Here is a 20,985-nt window from a genome sequence, read left to right on the forward strand (position 1 = left end):
GCAGTTTTCTTATTTTCCGCGACTAAGTGTCGCACCTATTATGAGAACGGCTTCCCACCCTAGTCATTCAGGACTAAGCTTCCCCGCACAGTGGACGCATAACAGTAGGCCACCGAAAAAGTGATACACATTGTGCATTGCAGATTGTTCGACACTGCGCGCAAAACGCCCGGTAATACGGCTCTTCGCCGCTTACTTTGGTATTAGCGGGTAGCTTCTCGTGATGCACACTTTATTTCACTCGCTTGGAACCGTTACTTTGTATGTCTACCTCAGCATTTCTTCAGGATGCCCGATGGCCTCCTGACCATGCTGTAACGGCCGCAGAATAAGCTTCAGGGAGCAATTGCACGGCTTTGGTCGCGTTGCAATGAAAACCTGCTTTCTCCATACTTGCGACCGCTTTTTTATTCCAAAAAAACACTCCAACCGTGGAACCTTAGAATGAGCACAGCAATCAGTCCGACTGCTTATAACTATAAGGTAGTCCGCCAGTTCGCCATTATGACGGTGGTCTGGGGGATCCTTGGCATGGGGCTTGGTGTCTTTATCGCCTCACAGCTTGTATGGCCCGATTTAAATTTGGGTTTGCCGTGGACGACATTCGGACGCTTACGCCCACTGCACACAAACCTGGTGATTTTCGCCTTTGGTGGTTGTGCATTGTTTGCCACTTCTTATTATGTCGTGCAGCGAACCTGCCAGACACGATTGATCTCTGATGGCATGGCTGCTTTCCACTTTTGGGGATGGCAAGCAGTAATCGTCGGCGCAATCATCACTCTGCCGTTGGGCTATACAACGACTAAGGAATACGCCGAACTGGAATGGCCTCTCGCTATTTTGTTGGCCATTGTCTGGGTTACTTACGCGATTGTGTTTTTTGGCACCATCGTTAAGCGCAAGACCAAACACATTTACGTGGGCCTCTGGTTCTATGGCGCGTTTATTCTTGTGACTGCGATGTTGCACATCGTTAACCACGCCTCGTTACCTGTTTCGCTCTTTAAGTCCTATTCGGCTTACGCCGGTGCGACGGATGCAATGATTCAATGGTGGTACGGCCACAACGCGGTAGGGTTCTTCCTTACCACGGGCTTCTTGGGAATGATGTACTACTTCGTTCCGAAGCAGGCCGAGCGGCCGATCTACTCTTATCGTTTGTCGATCGTGCACTTCTGGGCGCTGATTACCCTGTACATCTGGGCCGGTCCGCACCACTTGCACTACACCGCATTACCGGATTGGGCTCAGTCGCTGGGCATGGCGATGTCGATCATTCTCCTGGCGCCTAGCTGGGGCGGGATGATCAACGGGATGATGACCCTCTCAGGTGCATGGCACAAGCTGCGCACCGACCCGATCCTGCGCTTCCTGGTAGTCTCCCTGGCGTTTTACGGCATGTCGACCTTCGAAGGTCCGATGATGGCCATCAAGACCGTCAACTCGCTGTCTCACTACACCGACTGGACAATCGGCCACGTACACGCCGGCGCTCTTGGCTGGGTAGCGATGATCTCGATAGGCGCCTTGTACCATATGATCCCGAAGGTCTTCGGCCGTCCTCAGATGCACAGTGTTGGCCTGATCAACACCCACTTCTGGTTGGCAACTATCGGCACCGTTTTGTACATCGCCTCGATGTGGGTCAATGGTATTACTCAGGGCCTGATGTGGCGTGCGATCAATGATGACGGCACCCTCACCTACTCGTTCGTTGAAGCGTTGCAAGCCAGCCACCCGGGCTACATTGTGCGCGCCATTGGCGGTGCTTTCTTCGCCAGCGGCATGCTGTTCATGGCGTACAACGTGTTTCGCACTGTACGCGCCTCGGACCCGGTTGAAGCTGATGCCGCCGCTCAGATCGCTGTAGTTGGAGCTCACTGATGAGACACGAAGTTCTCGAGAAGAACATTGGCCTGCTGGCCTTTTTCATGGTCATCGCCGTCAGCGTCGGTGGCTTGACCCAGATCGTTCCCTTGTTCTTCCAGGATGTGACCAACAAACCTGTCGAAGGCATGAAGCCGCGCCCGGCACTGGAGCTTGAAGGTCGCGACATCTTCATCGCCAACGGTTGTGTTGGCTGCCACTCGCAAATGATTCGTCCTTTCCGCGCGGAAACAGAACGCTACGGTCACTATTCAGTAGCCGGTGAAAGCGTTTGGGATCACCCGTTTCTGTGGGGTTCCAAGCGTACCGGTCCTGACTTGGCCCGCGTCGGCGGTCGCTACTCTGACGACTGGCACCGCGCCCACCTGTACAACCCTCGTAACGTCGTGCCCGAGTCGAAAATGCCTGCCTACCCGTTCTTGGTAGAAAACAAGCTCGACGGCAAAGACACAGGGAAAAAAATGGAAGTCTTACGCACGCTTGGCGTTCCTTACACTGACGAAGATATCGCCGGTGCAAGCGCTGCCGTGAAAGGCAAAACTGAAATGGATGCGTTGGTCGCTTACCTTCAGGGCCTCGGCACCATCATCAAAAGCAAACGGTGATAGTGATGGATATCGGCATGATTCGAGGCCTTGGCACAGTTGTTGTGCTGGTGGCGTTTATCGGTCTGGCACTGTGGGTATTTAGCGGACGACGTAAGTCCGAGTTCGATGAGGCGACCTTGCTGCCCTTTGCGGATGATCCCGAAGCCATCAAGCACGTCGAGCAAGAACAAGCGTCCAGGAGTAACAAAGAATGACAACGTTCTGGAGCCTGTACGTCACAGTTCTCAGTTTGGGTACCATTTTTGCCCTGACCTGGTTGCTGATGTCGACCCGCAAGGGCCAGCGCAGCGAGCAGACTGAAGAAACAGTGGGCCATTCCTTCGATGGCATCGAGGAATACGACAACCCGCTGCCTAAATGGTGGTTCATGCTGTTTCTCGGCACCATTATTTTTGCATTGGGCTATCTTGCGCTGTACCCAGGCCTAGGCAACTGGAAAGGCCTGTTACCAGGCTACGGTTACCTGGACAACGACAAAAAGACCGAGTTCGCCAATGGCCAAAGCGGCTGGACTGGCGTTCACGAATGGGAGAAGGAGATGGCCAAATCGGACGCTAGATTTGGTCCGATTTTCGCTAAGTTTGCGTCGATGCCCATCGAAGAAGTAGCCAAAGACCCGCAAGCCTTGAAGATGGGGGGCCGCTTGTTCGCCTCCAACTGCTCGGTTTGCCACGGTTCCGATGCGAAAGGTGCTTACGGTTTTCCTAACCTGACCGACGAAGATTGGCGCTGGGGTGGCGACCCGCAAACCATCAAGACCACCATCATGGGTGGCCGCCATGCGGTAATGCCTGCATGGGGTCCGGTGATCGGTGATCAGGGGGTACGGGACGTTTCTGCATTCGTCACCACACAACTGGACGGTCGTAAACTGCCTGCCGATTCGAACGCAGATCCAGTTGCGGGCCAAAAATTGTTCGCCACCAATTGTGTTGCGTGCCACGGACCAGAAGGAAAAGGAACTCCAGCAATGGGCGCCCCAAACCTGACTCATCCGGCGGCGTTCATCTACGGTTCGAGCTTCGCGCAATTGCAGCAGACTATCCGTTACGGCCGTCAGGGCCAGATGCCTGCTCAGGAATTGCTGCAAGGTAACGACAAGGTTCACCTGCTGGCTGCTTACGTTTACAGCCTCTCCCATGGAGAAAAAGCAGCCACTGCCGACTAACGCTTGAGGGCGGCACGCAACGGCCCCGTCAATAAAGTTGACGGGGCCGTTTTGCCTTTTGAGTATGCTCGCTCATTATTATTAAGTCTGCCCTGTGCGGGTCAACGCTAGTGGATCTTCAGCGTTGCAACGGGACGACGAGCTCGCCAGTCGTTTTTCTCCACCACGCTGACAGTTAACGAGGTTTTGTCGTCGGACAGCGTGGCTATCAGGTAACTTTGTCGAAATGCCGCGCCGCTCAAAAATACCGGCACTTCGCCAAACCGCCGGAGATCACCATCGTATTGACCCAACTCTAAATGCTTATGCCCGGCGAATACCGCTACCACCCCATAGCGCTGGATCATATCCCTGAATCGCTGGACCAAATGATCATCGCCACTCCATCTGCCCGGTTTATGCATATTCAAAATAATGATTTTGCCACTCGCCCGTGCGCCTTGCAGGTCGCGTTCGAGCCAGTCCAGCGCGTGGGTGATTTCATACTCGCGTTTGTTAAACAGTAACGCGTTACCGGCAGTGAAGTTAACGTGGTAAGTAGGCTCGTTATTCAACTGCACCCAATGGACTTGCCCCATGGTGCGTGAATACGCCAGGCTGCCGTAGTAAGACCTGCCAAACGTAGCATCCTTGGCGGCGAGGTCCATATTATCGACCTTGCCCCAGTAGCGATCAATGAAATCGCTCACACTCCCGCCTGCGCAGGCATTGAATAAACAGTCATCCACATTGTTGGCATAGTCATGGTTGCCTAACCCGTAGTCATACTGATTGTTCAGCAAGCTCGCCAACGTCTCACGCACGTAGCTACGCTCGGACGCGTGACCGTAAGCCGTCATGTCACCGTTGATCATTACTGGTACTGCATTGCCGCCACCATGCTGGTCGCGAAACGTTTGAATACTGGTGTATTGCGCAACGATGAAAGCGGCCGATCGAGCATCCCTGACCGAACTCGATTCGTTGCTACCATCCTCTGATTTGTCAGTCCACGGGTATTGAGGATCTGACGCAAACACCATGTGAGTGGGTGTATCGCCAGCGTACGTAGCTGGCACAACAACGGCGCATAACAGCAATGCAATACACGCCAAGCGCTTTGTAGTGGGCGGTAAGTTAAAAGATGAATTGGGCATGGAAATCCTTTTCCTAAAGTTTTCAAAAATACAGAATCAACGGCGTTATCCATTGACTCCAGGACAGTAGATAGATGAGTAACAGCGCCGTCCAGAGACCTATGAAGTTCTCGAAACTTTCATCCCGATCTTACGGCCGACAGGCGACAATCCCTTATTGGATCGGGCAAAGGACTACCAATCGTCCATAATTCATCCATTCATTGACTCAGATCACCTACACCAACATTCGTGTTAGCCCAACGCGACCAAAGGCCGCACACTTAGACTTGGGCGACAGGCGTATCATTGATGCCTTGGCGACACTACTTCTGACCTCGGCTGGCACGCACTGGCCAAGGCATTTTTCCACTGCCGTGGGACGCACTAATGAGCAATCAGATTCCGGTACACAACGTTACTCCGCCGTCTAAAAACGACAACAGCACTGTCGACCTCTACGCCTCGCGGGAAAAAATCTACACGCGCGCCTTTACCGGTCTTTTTCGCAATTTGCGAATGGCCGGCGGGGCCGGGTTGTTTCTATTGTATTTCGGCACGGTTTGGCTGAATTGGGGCGGGCATCAAGCGGTCTGGTGGAACCTGCCGGAACGCAAGTTCTATATCTTTGGAGCAACCTTCTGGCCGCAGGACTTCATTCTGCTGTCGGGCATATTGATCGTCAGTGCTTTTGGTCTGTTCTTCATCACCGTGTTCGCCGGTCGTGTCTGGTGCGGGTATACCTGTCCGCAAAGCGTCTGGACCTGGATTTTCATGTGGTGCGAAAAAGTCACCGAGGGTGACCGCAACCAGCGCATCAAGCTGGATAAAGCACCGATATCATCCAACAAGCTCCTGCGCAAAGCCGCAAAGCACAGCCTCTGGCTATTGATTGGTTTCGTTACCGGCCTGACTTTCGTGGGTTATTTCGCGCCGATCCGGGAACTCACCCTCGAGTTCTTCACAGGGCAGGCGGAAGGCTGGTCGTATTTCTGGGTAGGTTTTTTCACCCTTGCCACTTACGGCAACGCTGGCTGGCTGCGCGAGCAAGTGTGCATCTATATGTGCCCGTATGCGCGCTTCCAAAGTGTGATGTTCGATAAAGACACCCTGATCGTTTCCTATGACCCTCGTCGCGGTGAGAAGCGCGGCACGCGGAAAAAGGACATCGATTACAAAGCGCAAGGCTTGGGCGATTGCATCGATTGTACGATGTGCGTACAAGTTTGCCCGACCGGGATCGACATCCGTGACGGCTTGCAAATTGAATGCATCGGTTGCGCCGCGTGCGTCGATGCGTGCGACACGATCATGGATAAAATGAATTACCCCCGCGGGCTTATCAGTTACACCACTGAACACAACCTGTCAGGGCAAAAAACTTATAAACTGCGACCTCGCTTGATCGGCTATGCAGTGGTGCTGCTAATCATGATGGGGCTCCTTGCGAGCGCGTTCTTCATGCGGTCCCTGGTCGGTTTCGACGTGAGTAAGGACCGGGTTCTGTACCGGGAAAACGCTGAAGGCCGGATCGAAAACGTCTACAGCCTAAAAGTCATGAACAAAGATCAAGTCGACCACAGCTATGTGCTCGACGCATCTGGATTACCCGACCTGAAACTGCAGGGTCGCCGCGAGTTCAAGGTAGCCGCAGGTGAGATTTTCACCATGCCGTTCGAGTTATCGAGCGCTCCGGAGCAATTGCCATCGAGCACCAACGAGGTGACCTTCACCCTCAAAGACGCCGATAACAGCAGCACCCACGTTCAAGCCAAGAGCCGTTTCATCGGTCCACAAATTCGATAAGAGACAATTGTCATGCCCGTAGCAACAGCGTCCAGCCCTTGGTACAAGCACATTTGGCCATGGATCATCATCGGAATCCTTGCGTTTTCAACGACCTTGACGCTGGCGATGGTCACCATCGCCGTGAAGAATCCGGACAACCTGGTCAACGATAACTATTACGAGGCTGGCAAGGGCATCAACCGATCGCTGGACCGCGAAATATTGGCTCAAAACATGAAAATGCACGCGGCGATTCATCTCGACGAAGTGACCGGTGAAACCGTGCTGCGCTTGACCGGCGGTAGCCAACCGGAAAAATTGGAGCTGAACCTCATCTCGCCCACCCAACCAGAAAAAGACCGCAAGGTGGCGCTGACTCGCAGCGCTTCACAGCCGGGTCGCTACATCGGTCAACTGCCCGATAAGATTGAGGGTCGGCGCTTCGTTGAAGTACTGGGCGAAGAGCAAGGTCAGACCTGGCGCCTGTTTGAAGAAGAGCAGATCAACCACGACAAAGACCTGACCTTGGGCGACGAGCCGTTGCAAGGCGCGGAAGACATGAAAAACTGATCCATGTCCACCCTCATCCCCTGCTACCACTGCGCGTTGCCGGTCCCAACCGGCAAGCGCTTCACCGCCGTTGTGCTCGGAGAAACCCGCGAGCTCTGTTGTCCGGGTTGTCAGGCGGTGGCCCAAGCCATCGTGGCGGGCGGCCTGGAAAGCTATTACAGCCATCGCAGCGAGGCGTCGGCCAACCCGTCCGAATTACCCGTGCAATTGATCGACGAACTTGCACTGTATGATCGCCCAGACGTTCAAGCGCCGTTCGTGCGCCATGAGGGTGAGCAGGTCGAAACTACCCTGCTCATGGAAGGCATCAGCTGCGCGGCGTGCGGCTGGTTGATCGAACGCCACTTGCGCAGTTTGCCTGCGGTCACCGAAGCTCGATTGAATTTATCCAACCATCGGCTGCAGGTGCGATGGACCCACAGCGAATTGGCCTTGAGCCAAGTGCTCAGCGAATTACGCAGCATCGGTTACGCCGCGCACCCTTATCAGTCAGACCGCGCGGCCGAACAGCTGGCCAGTGAAAACCGCCTCGCCTTGCGTCAACTTGGGGTCGCTGGCCTGCTGTGGTTCCAGGCCATGATGGCAACCATGGCCACCTGGCCAGAGTTCAACATGGACCTCAGCCCGCAGATGCACACCATCTTGCGCTGGGTCGCGATGTTCCTCACAACGCCCATTGTGTTCTACAGTTGCACCCCCTTTTTTCGTGGCGCCCTACGGGATTTCCGTACCCGGCACCTGACCATGGATGTCTCGGTGTCGCTGGCCATCGGCAGTGCCTACATAGCAGGTATCTGGACAGCCATCACCGGAGTTGGGGAGCTGTACTTTGATGCCGTCGGCATGTTTGCGCTGTTCCTGCTGGCCGGACGCTACCTGGAACGGCGTGCTCGCGAGCGCACGGCGGCGGCGACGGCACAGTTGGTGAACCTGTTACCGGCCTCCTGCCTGAGACTGAGCAATGACGGGCAAAGCGAACGCATTTTGCTCAGTGAACTGCGTCTCCATGACCGTGTATTGGTACACCCCGGCGCGGTACTTCCAGCGGATGGCCGTATTCTTGAAGGTATCTCCAGCATTGATGAGTCACTGCTGACCGGCGAATACCTGCCGCAGCCACGATGCGTAGGCGATTCGGTCACTGCCGGCACGCTCAACGTCGAGGGCGCGCTGACGGTGCAGGTGCTGGCGTTAGGGCATGACACCCGGCTGTCGGCCATCGTCCGCTTGCTGGAACGCGCCCAAGCCGAAAAGCCGCGCTTGGCGGAAATCGCTGATCGCGCCGCGCAGTGGTTCCTGTTGTTGTCATTGGTTTCGGCGGCGGTCATTGGCCTGGTCTGGTGGCAGCTCGACCCTTCGCGGGCGTTCTGGATTGTGCTGGCCATGCTGGTCGCAACTTGTCCCTGCGCGCTGTCATTAGCGACCCCGACGGCCCTGACCGCTGCCACCGGCTCGTTACACAAGCTCGGGCTTTTGCTGACCCGCGGCCATGTGCTTGAAGGTCTCAATCAAATCGATACAGTGATTTTCGACAAGACCGGCACCCTCACCGAAGGTCGATTGGCCTTACGCAAGATTCTGCCCTTGGGAATGTTAGACGCCGATCTTTGCCTTGGGCTGGCGGCCGCCTTAGAGAACCGCTCCGAACATCCGATTGCTCGGGCTTTCGGTCGGGCGCCGGTCGCGGCAGAAGATGTTCACAGCACACCGGGGCTGGGTCTGGAAGGTCTTGTTGGCGAGCAGCGCGTGCGTATCGGTCAACCGGCATTCGTCTGTGAACTCAGCGGTTGCGCTGCTCCATCCTTACCTGACGATGCGGGCCAATGGCTGCTACTGGGCGACACTCAGGGGGCGCTGGCGTGGTTCGTCCTGGACGACCGCTTGCGTGCTGACGCCCCTGCGCTGCTGGAAGCGTGCCGGGCACGCGGCTGGAGGACTTTATTATTGTCCGGCGACAGTTCACCCATGGTTGCCAGCGTCGCCGCCGAACTGGGCATCGACGAAGCCCACGGCGGACTGCGCCCGGACGACAAACTCAAAATTCTGCAAGGACTGCATCAACAGGGCCGCAAGGTGATGATGCTCGGTGACGGCGTAAATGATGTGCCGGTACTCGCTGCCGCCGACATCAGTGTCGCCATGGGTTCGGCCACCGACCTGGCCAAAACCAGCGCCGACGCGGTGCTGTTATCCAATCGTTTGCAGGTATTGGTACAAGCCTTCACGCTGGCACGGCGCACTCGTCGGGTAATCATTGAGAACTTGATGTGGGCCACTCTATACAATGGCCTCATGTTGCCATTCGCCGCCCTTGGCTGGATCACTCCAATCTGGGCGGCGATTGGCATGTCCATCAGTTCATTGACCGTGGTCCTCAATGCGTTGCGCCTGACCCGCGTAAAAGCGCTGCCAGACCAAACACCGCACTTCCATAATCGCCCGCTGCCGACATGATTCGGCAATCGGCTTCGGAGGCTTCATGCCGGCTCTTTATGTGATGATCCCAGCAGCGCTGCTGATTGTTGCGGTTGCCATTTACATCTTTTTCTGGGCCGTTGACAGCGGCCAGTACGACGACCTTGACGGCCCGGCCCACAGTGTTTTGTTCGACGATCAAGACCCACAACACCTGGCCGCCATGGAGCAAGCCCAAACTCACAAGCCGTTACCTGACGCCGATAACGCCAATAACAACGGCGAGAAACCACCTCATGCTTGAGCTGGCGCCCCTTTTAGTGTCAGCGCTGATCCTGGGGCTGCTCGGCGGCGGTCATTGTCTGGGCATGTGTGGCGGCCTGATGGGCGCGCTGACCCTGGCGATCCCCAAAGAACAACGCAGCCGCCGTTTCCGCCTGCTGCTGGCGTACAACCTGGGACGAATTCTCAGCTACGCCACAGCTGGTCTGCTGATCGGGCTGGCAGGCTGGGCCGTCGCTAACAGCCCTGGCGCGATGATCATGCGAGTGATCGCTGCCTTACTGCTGATTGCCATGGGTCTGTACCTCGCTGGCTGGTGGAGCGGTCTGACCCGTATCGAAAGCCTCGGACGCGGCCTGTGGCGCTATATACAGCCAGTTGCCAGCCGATTGCTTCCCGTGTCAAGCCTGCCTCGGGCTTTGCTGCTGGGTGCGCTTTGGGGCTGGCTGCCATGCGGGTTGGTCTATAGCACGCTGTTGTGGTCGGCCAGCCAAGGCAATGCCATCGACAGCGCATTGCTGATGCTCGCCTTTGGCCTCGGTACATGGCCCGTATTACTTGCCACAGGCCTGGCCGCCGAACGCACCACGGCCATTTTGCGCAAACGTGGCGTGCGCATGGCGGGCGGCGTGCTGGTCATCCTGTTTGGCCTCTGGACCTTGCCCGGACCCCATCAGCATTGGCTGATGGGCCATTAGCCTTGGCACGACTTCACGCCTGTTTGATGTATATCAACATCAATAAAACCACTCTTCCCTAGACTCCGGACACTGCCAGCCTTTTCGGGGAAATGTCCGCATGCTCGATGCCATCCATTGGGATTCCGATCTGATCCGCCGCTATGATCTGGCGGGGCCACGCTATACGTCCTACCCAACTGCGGTGCAATTTCAGACAAAGGTTAGCGCTTTCGATTTGCTGCACGCCCTTCGCGACAGCCGAAAAGCCCTGCGCCCTCTGTCGCTGTACGTGCATGTGCCGTTCTGCGCCAACATTTGTTACTACTGCGGCTGCAACAAAGTCATCACTAAAGACCGTGGTCGCGCATTGCCGTATTTGCAGCACTTGGAGCAGGAGATCGAGATGATCGCTTGTCACCTTGACCCTCGGCAGCTTGTCGAACAACTGCATTTGGGCGGTGGTACGCCGACGTTCCTCAGCCATGACGAACTGCGTCAACTGATGGCGCATCTGCGCAAGCACTTCAACTTGCTGGATGACGATTCCGGTGACTACGGCATTGAGATAGACCCGCGCGAGGCCGACTGGGCAACCATGGGCCTGCTGCGCGAACTCGGTTTCAACCGGGTCAGCCTCGGCGTGCAGGACCTCGACCCGGACGTTCAGCGTGCGGTCAACCGCCCGCAAAGCCTGGAAGAGACCCGGGCCATTGTCGATGCGGCACACACATTGCAGTTTCGCTCGGTAAACATCGATCTCATTTACGGTTTGCCGAAACAGACACCCGAGTCTTTCGCCCGCACCGTCGATGAGATTATCGCGCTGCAACCAGACCGCCTGTCTGTATTCAACTACGCCCATCTGCCAGAACGCTTTATGCCACAGCGACGGATTAACGCTGAAGACCTACCTTCTTCCGGACAAAAGCTGGAAATGCTTCAGCGCACCATCGATCAGTTGACCGGCGCGGGCTATCGCTACATCGGGATGGACCACTTTGCCCTGCCGGACGATGAATTGGCCATCGCGCAGGAAGAGTCAACGCTGCAACGCAATTTCCAAGGCTATACCACTCACGGTCATTGTGACTTGGTGGGGCTGGGCGTATCAGCTATCAGTCAGATCGGCGATTTATACTGCCAGAACAGCAGCGACTTAAATGACTATCAAACCTTGTTGGCCAGCGATCAACTGGCGACTAAGCGCGGTTTGTTGTGCAACGCCGACGATCGCTTGCGCAGGGCGGTGATTCAACAATTGATCTGCCATTTCAGTCTAAACTTCGCAGGCATCGAATACGCGTTCAATATTGATTTCAGAGGCTATTTCAGCGAGGTATGGCCACAACTCGATGGCATGGCCAGTGATGGGCTGATCGCTGTTGATCATGTGGGTATAACTGTTTTACCCGCAGGACGCCTGTTAGTACGTTCGATATGCATGGTCTTTGATGCATACCTGAATCCGCATAACCGCCAATTGTTCTCTCGGATAATCTAATAACTGCCCCGCCCCATTTCGAGGCAGCACCCTCCTTCTTCGCCACCTCCTGGCGGACACTGAGCGTTGGGGCGTTTGGCTCTGCCGCGCTCTTGACGAACTACGTGCCAACGGCATATCGGCGGGACTTCTAGAAACTTAATTCAAAGTAAAGTGAATAATCGCATTAACTGTCGCAAGAGATTACATCCGCGCTGGCAAGAATTACTCACGCTGGGTTACCCTCACAACCTATGCGTGTTTCCCAAAAGGATTTTTGCGATGTCAGAGCCAGTCAAACTGCGCGCTCATAGTCAGGCCCACTGCAAGGACTGCAGCCTCGCCCCTTTGTGCCTACCACTTTCCTTGAATATGGAAGACATGAATGCCCTTGATGAAATCGTTAAACGAGGCCGCCCGCTGAGAAAGGGCGAGTTTCTGTTTCGACAGGGTGACCCGTTCGGTTCGGTTTACGCAGTACGCTCTGGCGCACTAAAAACTTTCAGCCTGAGCGACGGCGGCGAAGAGCAAATTACCGGCTTCCACTTGCCTAGCGAACTGGTTGGCTTATCCGGTATGGACACTGAGGCTTATCCGGTCTCCGCCCAGGCTCTGGAAACCACTTCGGTGTGTGAAATTCCATTCGAGCGTCTCGATGACTTGTCTGTGCAACTGCCCCAGTTGCGTCGACAATTAATGCGCATCATGAGCCGGGAAATTCGCGACGATCAGCAAATGATGTTGCTGCTGTCGAAAAAAACCGCCGACGAGCGTATTGCCACGTTATTGGTCAATCTCTCGGCCCGTTTCCATGCGCGCGGTTTCTCTGCCAATCAATTTCGATTGAGCATGTCGCGCAATGAAATCGGTAACTTTCTCGGGTTGGCGGTAGAGACCGTGTCCCGCGTTTTTACCCGCTTCCAAGGCAGCAACCTGATTTGCGCCGAAGGTAAAGAAATCCAGATTCTCGACCCGATCCAGCTTTGCGCACTGGCAGGCGGCTCGCTGGAAGGCTGAAACGTGGGATTCCTGGCGGCTGAGCGTTAGACTAGCGCCCAGCCACCCTGCCCAGGATCCTCTCGATGATTTTCGACGAATTCAGCTTTAAATCTCTTATCCGCCCTGTGTTGGACTTCCCTAAGCCCGGCATTATTTTTCGCGACATCACCCCGCTGTTTCAATCGCCAAAAGCACTGCGACTGGTGATAGACAGCTTCGTCCAACGCTATATCGAAGCTGACTTCAGCCATATCGGCGCGATGGACGCACGGGGGTTTTTAATTGGTTCGATTGTCGCTTATGAACTGAACAAGCCACTGATCCTGTTTCGCAAGCAAGGCAAACTCCCCGCAGACGTGCTGTCCGAAGGTTATCAAACCGAATATGGCGAAGCCTTTTTGGAAGTACACGCCGACAGCCTGTGCGAAGGCGATTCGATCCTGATGTTCGATGACTTGATTGCCACAGGTGGCACCCTGATTGCGGCTGCCAATCTGGTCCGGCGCATGGGTGCGCACGTCTATGAAGCCGCTGCGATTATCGATTTGCCTGAATTGGGCGGTTCACAGCGCCTGGAAGGTATGGGTATCCCGACGTTTTGCCTGACCCGTTTTGCATTGAGCGACAAATAAACCTGTGGGAACTGGATTGGAATTGGATGCGCAGCAGCACCGCGTTGAAAACGGTGCGCCTCTGTTGCTTAGCGTTAACTACAACGCGATGGGCTTACGTCCCGCGAATGAATGCGCCAAGGTGCCGCCGTCGACCAATTCCAATTCTCCGCCCAGCGGAACGCCGTGTGCGATTCGCGAGGTAATCAAGCCTTTATTACTCAGCAGCTGAGCAATGTAATGCGCCGTGGCTTCGCCTTCGACCGTGGGGTTGGTGGCCAAAATGATTTCGGTAAATGAGCCTTGCTCTTCAATGCGCGCAACCAGCTGTGGTATCCCAATGGCCTCTGGACCCAGGCCGTCAAGCGGCGACAAATGACCTTTGAGCACGAAGTAACGGCCACGGTAACCCGTTTGTTCCACGGCATAGACATCCATGGGCCCTTCGACCACACACAGAATCGTGTCGTCGCGGCGTACATCGGAGCATTGTGGACACAAGTCATCTTCAGTAAGCGTGCGGCATAGTCGGCAATGGCCAACGCCTTCCATGGCCTGGCTCAAGGCCAATGCCAAACGCGAGCCGCCACTGCGGTCACGCTCTAGCAATTGCAGGGCCATGCGCTGGGCGGTTTTCTGACCGACACCCGGCAATGTGCGCAAGGCATCGATCAATTGGCGAATCAGGGGACTGAAGCTCATGGAGAAAGGTCCGACAAAACAACGAGACGCGGTTTATACCCGCGCCTCCGGTTAGCGTCAATCAAGCGTCAGCGACCCGGACCACCAGCTTGCCGAAGTTACGGCCTTGCAGCATGCCGATGAACGCTTCTGGCGCTTGCTCCAGGCCGTCCACCACGTCCTCACGGAATTTGATTTTGCCCTCTGTCACCAACGGCACCATGGCCGCAAGAAACTCCGCATGACGATCACCGTATTCTTCGAAGACGATAAACCCCTGAATTCGCGCACGCTTGGTCAGCAATGTTCGCATCAGCAATGGCAAGTAATCGGTGCCTTCAGGTAACGCCTGCGCGTTGTATTGCGCGATCAACCCACACAGCGGAATACGTGCACGAGCATTGAGCAGCGGCAATACAGCGCTGAAAACCTTGCCTCCGACCAGCTCGAAGTAGATGTCGATACCATTGCCACAGGCATCGGCCAACTCTTGGGCAAAGTGCTCACTCTTGTGATCGATACAGGCGTCAAAACCTAACTCGTCAACCACGTAACGGCATTTATCGGGACCACCGGCAATGCCCACCACCCGCAGGCCTTTGAGCTTCGCCACTTGACCCACCACCGAACCCACAGCACCCGAGGCTGCAGCCACTACCAATGTCTCACCGGCTTTGGGTTTGCCAATTTCCATCAGGCCCATATAGGCCGTGATGCCCGGCATGCCCAACACGCCCACCGCCATGGAGGGGCTGGGCAAGTCTTTTGGCAACGGCAGCACTTGGGTGCCATCGCAAATGCTATGGGTCTGCCAGCCAGTCATACCCACAACCAGATCACCCTGTTTGAAGCGGACGTTGCGTGATTGCTCGACACAGCTGACGGCGCCCCCGGTCATGACGTTGTTGACCTGAACCGGCTCGGCATAGGACGGCGTATCGTTCATCCGGCCGCGCATATATGGGTCCAGAGACAGATACAAGGTGCGCAGCAGCACTTGGCCCTCTTCCAGGTCAGGCAACGCTTCTCGCTCCAAGCGGAAATTTTCTGGGGTCGGCGCGCCGTTGGGGCGCGAGGCGAGAACAATGCGTTGATTGAGGATCAGTTCTGGCGGCATCGAAGCGGTTCCTTCAGCAATAAGTTGGATCATAGAAGCAGACCGTTTGGGCGCTTGGGGGTTCGGTTCGATTTTTGTAGCGCCAGCGTGTTGGCGAGGGTGGCATATCGGGCACGCCACGCTTGACCCTTCTGCCAACAAGTTGGCTCTAAAGGTGTTGGAGTCGGCAAAAAATCAAAGAAGCCAGACACTGGGCCTGGCTTCTCATAAATACCAAAGCAACTTAGAACGGCAGCTTCATGCCTGGAGGCAACTGCATGCCAGCGGTCATGCCGGACATCTTTTCCTGGCTGTTCTGCTCGACTTTGCGCACGGCGTCGTTAACCGCTGCGGCAATCAAGTCTTCGAGAACTTCTTTGTCTTCTTGCATCAGGCTGTCGTCGAGACTGATACGTTTGACGTCATGACGACCGGTCATGACTACGCTGACCAAACCAGCGCCTGATTGGCCAGTAACTTCGGCGTTGGCGAGCTCTTCCTGCGCCTTGGCCATTTTTTCTTGCATCTGCTGTGCCTGCTTCATCAGGCCGGCCATGCCACCTTTCATCATGAGAATTCACCTCGAACGTTGTGGGGTTTGTCTGCGCAACACCCTGCGGGCACCACGCGCATTAGTTAAAGGGTCTGAGCCACCGGAGTATCTACAGGTTCAATCGTATCCTCTCGGATCACCGCACCAAACTGTTGCAACATTTGTTGGATGAACGGATCGCAATGGATCGATGTGACTGCTTCGCTTTGGCGCTTGGCGCGCAGGCGCGAACCTGCCTGGGCCGGGGTTTCCTGTTCGGGCTTGATCAGCTCGATAGTGAGGGTCAGCGTGCGCCCATGGTATTGATTCAGGGCGTCATTGAGCCGACGTTGCTGAGTGGTGTTGAACAGCGCGCTGTGGGCCGGGTCCAGGTGCATCAACCAATGATCGCCGTCCACTGCCATCAACGTACAGTTGGCGGCGATACTGCCGGTCATGCCTGAGATGGGCAGCTTCGGAAACAGGTTTAGCCAATCCAGCGCCAGCCCGGTCGCGGGCATTAGCGCAGGTAACTGCTCAGGTTCGACGACGTCCGCCACACTGTCGTGGGCCAACTCATCCAGATAACTGTAGGACGCCGGATCAATATCAAGCTCACCATCGAAATTGTCGTCGTCGGGCGGCTCATCGTCACGCTCCATCGGCGCCAAGACCGACGACGATGCATCTGGAATCTGTTCAAGCATGGCCGGCGTCACTTCTGCGACTGGCGCGGCAGGTTCAACCACATCGGGAGCATCCGGGACTGGACTGGCCGGTGCCTGAGCAGGCATTGGCGTCAGATCGGGTTGCTCAGCGACGGTATCGAGCATTGGCTCGGGTATCGACTCGGCAACCGGTTCTGGTTCTGGTTCTGGCTCGACCGCCACGGGTGGACTCGGCGCGCGCTCGATCCACGGCAGATCAACTTCAATTGCAGCAACCGCGACAGGCTCAACGGCTACCGGCACCATAGCCGGTTCAGGTATTGCCACGACCGGCGCCAGCACAGCCACTGGAGTGGCAACAGTTACCGGTACATCGGGCATCGCACCGACCACGGGTTGTATGGAATCAACCGTGGCCGGGTTGATCCCCACTGTCTTTAGTGGTTGCCTGGGTGCATCACTGCTGTCTGCCGGGCGGAACGCCAGCATTCGCAACAGGACCATTTCAAATCCCCCTCGCGGGTCGGGCGCCAGGGGCAAGTCGCGACGACCAATCAGGCCCATTTGGTAATAAAACTGTACGTCTTCGGCGGGCAACGCTTGCGCCAATGCCAACACTCGATCACGGTCACCATGACCGTTATCAACCGCTTCGGGCAGGGCCTGAGCAATCGCTACGCGGTGCAGTACGTTAAGAATCTCCGACAGCACGCCATTCCAGTCCGGCCCTTGCTCGGACAAATGGCGCACGGCTTCGAGCATTGCCCGCGCATCGCCGTCGAGCAATGCCTGCAACAGGTCATAGACTTGCCCGTGGTCCAGCGTGCCGAGCATGGCCCGAACATCCGCCGCCATGACCTTGCCTTCACCGAACGCAATCGCTTGATCGGTCAAGCTCATGGCGTCACGCATCGAGCCATCGGCCGCACGACCTAACAGCCATAGCGCATCGGCTTCAAACGGCACATTTTCGACACCCAGTACATGGGTCAGATGTTCGACCACACGCTCCGGTGTCATGTTTTTCAGGGCAAACTGTAAACAACGCGACAGGATGGTCGGCGGTAGCTTCTGCGGATCGGTGGTTGCCAGGATAAATTTGACGTAGGGCGGTGGCTCTTCCAGGGTCTTCAACAAGGCGTTGAACGAGCTCGTAGAAAGCATGTGCACTTCGTCGATCAGATAGACCTTGAAGCGTCCGCGGCTCGGCGCGTATTGCACGCTTTCCAACAGTTCACGGGTGTCTTCGACCTTGGTCCGGCTTGCCGCATCGATTTCGATCAAATCGACGAAACGCCCTTCGTCAATTTCACAACACACTGAACAGGTGCCGCAGGGAGTAGAAGTAATACCTGTTTCACAATTCAGGCATTTCGCGATAATGCGAGCGATGGTGGTTTTACCCACACCGCGCGTACCGGTAAATAAATAGGCATGATGCAACCGTTGGCTATCCAGCGCATTGATCAGGGCCTTGAGCACATGGGTCTGGCCGACCATTTCGCGGAATGAGCGCGGACGCCATTTGCGTGCAAGAACCTGATAACTCATCGATAACCATCGCGACTGAAAGCGGAAGACCGCTAATGCTAGCGGAGCAGGGGCAAAATTGCATCCGGTGTCCGGCGCTAATATAGCTACGCTCATCAATTGAATGCGTCCAGGAGTTGGGTCTGACTTGAATAGCATCGTAATGCTCACGCCGATAAACCGAATGCGGCTGCTATTGAGTGTCTTGTTGCTAGCGTCCTGCTCAAGTTTCGCGGCGGATGCTCCGTTGCGCTTCTCGATTGCCGACAGCTGGTCTATGCCCATTGTGCTTATTGACGGCGACAAACCCCGCGGCGGCTTTTTGTTCGACATCATGGAAAGCCTAGGCCGCCACATGGGCTTGCCCACCGAATATCACGTTCTGGCGCGTCTACGCGTGCAAAGCGCTTTGGAGAATGGCGAGGTCGATATTCGTTGCTACGCGGCGCAGTCCTGGGTGCCGAACATGTCCGGCGACTACATCTGGAGCTTGCCGCTGATAACTCAGCGCGATTTATTGATCAGCACCGCAGACAACCCAACGCCAGTCGACCCCAAACAACTCGCGAAAGAAAGCGTCGGCACCGTGCTGGGCTACGTCTACCCTACCCTGCAGACGCTGTTTAATAGCCACCAATTGGTGCGCGAAGATGCTCGCAGCCAAGACCTGGTGTTGCAAAAACTTATCGCCGGGCGCTACCGCTATGCGGTGGCCAATCAATGGTCGATGCGTTGGTTCAACCGCAGCCTTGCACCTGACAAACAGCTACGCGAGGTTGCCATCATTCAGGAACAACCGGTAGGCTGCGTCCTTCGCAACGACCCCAGTGTCCCAGTACAGCGAATTCTGAGAACCTTGCTGCGAATGAAAATGTCCGGCGAGATAGATCAGATTCTAGAACGTTATGGCGCTCCAGCGCCGTTGGCCGTTAGACCCGTGTCTGAGTCGCAATCTCGCTGAATGCCGTGTTTTAGCGTTTATACATCCTCACTCTGCGCTGTAGCATCACCGTCACATTGCCTCGCTACGCTCCTTCGAAATCAGCATTTACGATCTCAGTCAAGTACGCAGGTAACCTGTCATGAGCGACAAAAAAGAAGAAGAAACCTCGCAACCACTTGCTGGCGACAATCCTCCTGACGTCAGCAGACGGCGTTTTCTCGGCGGCGTCGCAGCGCTTGGCGTGAGCGCTACCCTCAGCGCTTACGTCAGCGCGGACGACAAGCCCATCGCACCGGATGCTTCACCGCTAACCGGCGCGGCTCTGGACCAGGCGTTGCGTGACAATGTGAAAACGGTCGTCGTGATCTACGCCGAAAATCGCAGCTTCAATAACTTGTTCGGCAACTTTCCCGGCGTTGAAAAGCCGATGGCAGACCTTGATCCTGTCGAGTACCAACAACGTGACCGCGACGGCAAGGTGCTGGAAGGCCTGCCCCCAGTATGGGGCGGTGTATTGCAAATCGGACCGCAGACCGTCGACGGCGTGACCTACCCCGCCGGCACCCAATTCCAGGAACACCTGCTCAACCAACCCTATGCGCTCCAAGGCCCCGACGGCGAAGACCTGCCACTGAGCCTGGTGACCCGCGACTTGTGGCATGTGTTTTACCAAAACCAAATGCAGATTAACGACGGCAAAAATGACAGCTTCGTCGCGTGGGCGGATTCCGGTGGCTTGACCATGGGCCACTACGGGCAGACTGAATACTCCTTACGTCTGTGGGACGTGGCGTCTGAGTTCGTCTTGTGTGACAACTTTTTCCAAGGTGCTTTCGGCGGCTCGTTCCTTAACCATCAATACCTGATCTCCGCTGCCGTACCGTTCTACCCGGACGTAGCCAACTCCCCGGCTAAACAGCAGATTGCCACGTTACAAACTGACAACCCCCGTGACACTCGACTCAAGCCGTTAGAGAAATCTCCCGCCAGCGCCATGACCGGGCCGCCCCAATTTGGTCCCAGCTTGCTGACGCCGGATGGCTATGCCGTCAACACCATGGCCCCGCCGTATTGGCCGACCTGGATTCGTGACCCCGACCGCCCGCAATATGCGAAAGCGGACGTGGCTAATGTGCTGGTGGCGCAAAACCACGACCACATCGGCGACAAGCTGTCGAAGAAAAACGTCGATTGGGCCTGGTATGCCGGCGCGTGGCAGGCCACCATCGACCAGTTCAAAGATTCGGCGGGCATTCCGAAAATCCCGAGTTTCCAGTACCACCATCAGCCGTTTAATTACTTCAAGAAACAAGGACCGGAAAACCCGGGTGAACGCAGCAAGCGCCTGCGTGACGCAGGCTTAGGCGATGAATCCAGCACCAATAAATTCCTCGCGGATGCCCAGGCCGGCAAGCTGCCCGCCGTCACGTTTTATAAACCTCAGGGCAACCTGAACATGCATGCCGGTTACACCGACGTAGCGGCGGGTGATCGCCACATCACCCGCGTCATTAAAGTGCTGCGTAACAGTCCGCAGTGGGAAAACATGGTGATTGTCATCACCGTTGACGAAAACGGTGGCTGGTGGGACCACGTTGCTCCACCCAAAGGTGATCGCTGGGGCCCTGGCACTCGGGTTCCGGCGCTGGTGGTCTCGCCATTTGCCCGACGGGGCACGGTGGACCACACCACGTATGACACCGCTTCGATTTTGCGCTTGATTACCCGGGTGCATGGTCTTGAAAAGCTGGACGGGCTAAAGATGCGAGACGAAGCGATGGCAACCCGAGGCCAAGAGCCCATGGGCGACCTGACCAACGCGCTGCAATTTTTTGGCTGATTGATGGCAATACCCAAAAACCGCCATGCCCATGGCGGTTTTTTTATGGTGCCTTGCCCCCCGCTTCGTTAAGCTGCCGCCAAACTCAT

Annotated in this window: 19 protein-coding genes; 14 read left to right on the top strand and 5 right to left on the bottom strand. The window is 56.1% G+C overall.

The features are described 5' to 3' along the window. Positions 1-444: 444 nt before the first annotated feature. From ccoN to ccoP, 4 genes are read left to right on the top strand one after another with little or no spacing between them, the layout of a single operon-like run. Positions 445-1,887: a cytochrome-c oxidase, cbb3-type subunit I gene (ccoN, locus tag RGW60_RS10845; protein WP_322204558.1), complete on the top strand. Its 1,443-nt coding sequence runs from the start codon at positions 445-447 to the stop codon at positions 1,885-1,887. Further along, positions 1,887-2,495 (top strand): cytochrome-c oxidase, cbb3-type subunit II, encoded by a 609-nt coding sequence (ccoO, locus tag RGW60_RS10850; protein ID WP_322204560.1) that lies wholly within the window; start codon positions 1,887-1,889, stop codon positions 2,493-2,495. The genes ccoN and ccoO overlap by 1 nt, the downstream gene beginning before the upstream one ends. 5 nt (positions 2,496-2,500) lie before the next feature. Continuing rightward, entirely contained in the window at positions 2,501-2,692 is a 192-nt protein-coding gene (locus tag RGW60_RS10855; RefSeq protein WP_322165071.1) for a cbb3-type cytochrome c oxidase subunit 3, read from the top strand. Then, the gene (gene ccoP / locus RGW60_RS10860; RefSeq protein ID WP_322204562.1) at positions 2,689-3,666 is read left to right on the top strand and encodes a cytochrome-c oxidase, cbb3-type subunit III; all 978 of its coding nucleotides are present in this window, start codon (positions 2,689-2,691) and stop codon (positions 3,664-3,666) included. The genes RGW60_RS10855 and ccoP overlap by 4 nt, the downstream gene beginning before the upstream one ends. Positions 3,667-3,773: 107 nt before the next feature. Here ccoP and RGW60_RS10865 read toward each other — a convergent pair whose 3' ends face one another. Further along, positions 3,774-4,802 (bottom strand): metallophosphoesterase family protein, encoded by a 1,029-nt coding sequence (locus RGW60_RS10865; RefSeq protein WP_322204563.1) that lies wholly within the window; start codon positions 4,800-4,802, stop codon positions 3,774-3,776. 369 nt (positions 4,803-5,171) lie between these two features. On the opposite strand from RGW60_RS10865, the gene ccoG reads away from it, so the two are divergent. The 8 genes from ccoG to RGW60_RS10905 all read left to right on the top strand — a co-directional run bounded on the left by ccoG (position 5,172) and on the right by RGW60_RS10905 (position 13,627). Further along, complete coding sequence (gene ccoG / locus RGW60_RS10870; RefSeq protein ID WP_322204565.1) at positions 5,172-6,587, top strand: cytochrome c oxidase accessory protein CcoG; 1,416 nt, start codon at positions 5,172-5,174, stop codon at positions 6,585-6,587. A 12-nt stretch (positions 6,588-6,599) separates the two neighbouring features. Continuing rightward, positions 6,600-7,139, top strand: a complete 540-nt coding sequence (locus RGW60_RS10875; RefSeq protein WP_322204567.1) for a FixH family protein — start codon at positions 6,600-6,602, stop codon at positions 7,137-7,139. 3 nt (positions 7,140-7,142) lie between these two features. Beyond that, a complete protein-coding gene (locus RGW60_RS10880; protein WP_322204569.1) occupies positions 7,143-9,593 on the top strand; it encodes a heavy metal translocating P-type ATPase in 2,451 nt (816 codons plus the stop codon). 25 nt (positions 9,594-9,618) lie between these two features. Next, positions 9,619-9,858 (top strand): cbb3-type cytochrome oxidase assembly protein CcoS, encoded by a 240-nt coding sequence (gene ccoS, locus RGW60_RS10885; protein WP_322204571.1) that lies wholly within the window; start codon positions 9,619-9,621, stop codon positions 9,856-9,858. After that, a complete protein-coding gene (locus RGW60_RS10890; protein WP_322204573.1) occupies positions 9,851-10,534 on the top strand; it encodes a sulfite exporter TauE/SafE family protein in 684 nt (227 codons plus the stop codon). The genes ccoS and RGW60_RS10890 overlap by 8 nt, the downstream gene beginning before the upstream one ends. A 100-nt stretch (positions 10,535-10,634) precedes the next feature. Continuing rightward, a complete protein-coding gene (hemN, locus tag RGW60_RS10895; protein WP_322204575.1) occupies positions 10,635-12,017 on the top strand; it encodes an oxygen-independent coproporphyrinogen III oxidase in 1,383 nt (460 codons plus the stop codon). Positions 12,018-12,278: 261 nt separating this feature from the next. Continuing rightward, positions 12,279-13,013, top strand: coding sequence for a fumarate/nitrate reduction transcriptional regulator Fnr (gene fnr / locus RGW60_RS10900; protein ID WP_322204577.1), 735 nt, complete (start codon positions 12,279-12,281; stop codon positions 13,011-13,013). A 65-nt stretch (positions 13,014-13,078) separates the two neighbouring features. Continuing rightward, a complete protein-coding gene (locus tag RGW60_RS10905) occupies positions 13,079-13,627 on the top strand; it encodes an adenine phosphoribosyltransferase (RefSeq protein ID WP_322204579.1) in 549 nt (182 codons plus the stop codon). Positions 13,628-13,705: 78 nt separating this feature from the next. Here the strand turns inward: RGW60_RS10905 and recR are convergent, their stop codons facing one another. The 4 genes from recR to dnaX form a co-directional block, all read right to left on the bottom strand. Then, a complete protein-coding gene (gene recR / locus RGW60_RS10910) occupies positions 13,706-14,308 on the bottom strand; it encodes a recombination mediator RecR (protein ID WP_322165081.1) in 603 nt (200 codons plus the stop codon). Positions 14,309-14,369: 61 nt separating this feature from the next. After that, positions 14,370-15,404 (bottom strand): NADP-dependent oxidoreductase, encoded by a 1,035-nt coding sequence (locus tag RGW60_RS10915; protein WP_322204581.1) that lies wholly within the window; start codon positions 15,402-15,404, stop codon positions 14,370-14,372. 223 nt (positions 15,405-15,627) lie between these two features. After that, positions 15,628-15,954, bottom strand: coding sequence for a YbaB/EbfC family nucleoid-associated protein (locus RGW60_RS10920; RefSeq protein ID WP_299831232.1), 327 nt, complete (start codon positions 15,952-15,954; stop codon positions 15,628-15,630). A 65-nt stretch (positions 15,955-16,019) separates the two neighbouring features. Then, complete coding sequence (dnaX, locus tag RGW60_RS10925; protein WP_322204583.1) at positions 16,020-18,134, bottom strand: DNA polymerase III subunit gamma/tau; 2,115 nt, start codon at positions 18,132-18,134, stop codon at positions 16,020-16,022. Positions 18,135-18,297: 163 nt separating this feature from the next. Here dnaX and RGW60_RS10930 point away from each other — a divergent pair, with 163 nt between their 5' ends. Both RGW60_RS10930 and RGW60_RS10935 read left to right on the top strand, forming a co-directional pair. Then, positions 18,298-19,074, top strand: coding sequence for a transporter substrate-binding domain-containing protein (locus RGW60_RS10930; protein ID WP_322206894.1), 777 nt, complete (start codon positions 18,298-18,300; stop codon positions 19,072-19,074). Between the two features lie 121 nt (positions 19,075-19,195). After that, complete coding sequence (locus RGW60_RS10935; protein WP_322204585.1) at positions 19,196-20,896, top strand: acid phosphatase; 1,701 nt, start codon at positions 19,196-19,198, stop codon at positions 20,894-20,896. Positions 20,897-20,985: the final 89 nt, after the last annotated feature.

It is taken from the genome of Pseudomonas sp. AB6 (assembly GCF_034314105.1).
Classification (GTDB): domain Bacteria; phylum Pseudomonadota; class Gammaproteobacteria; order Pseudomonadales; family Pseudomonadaceae; genus Aquipseudomonas.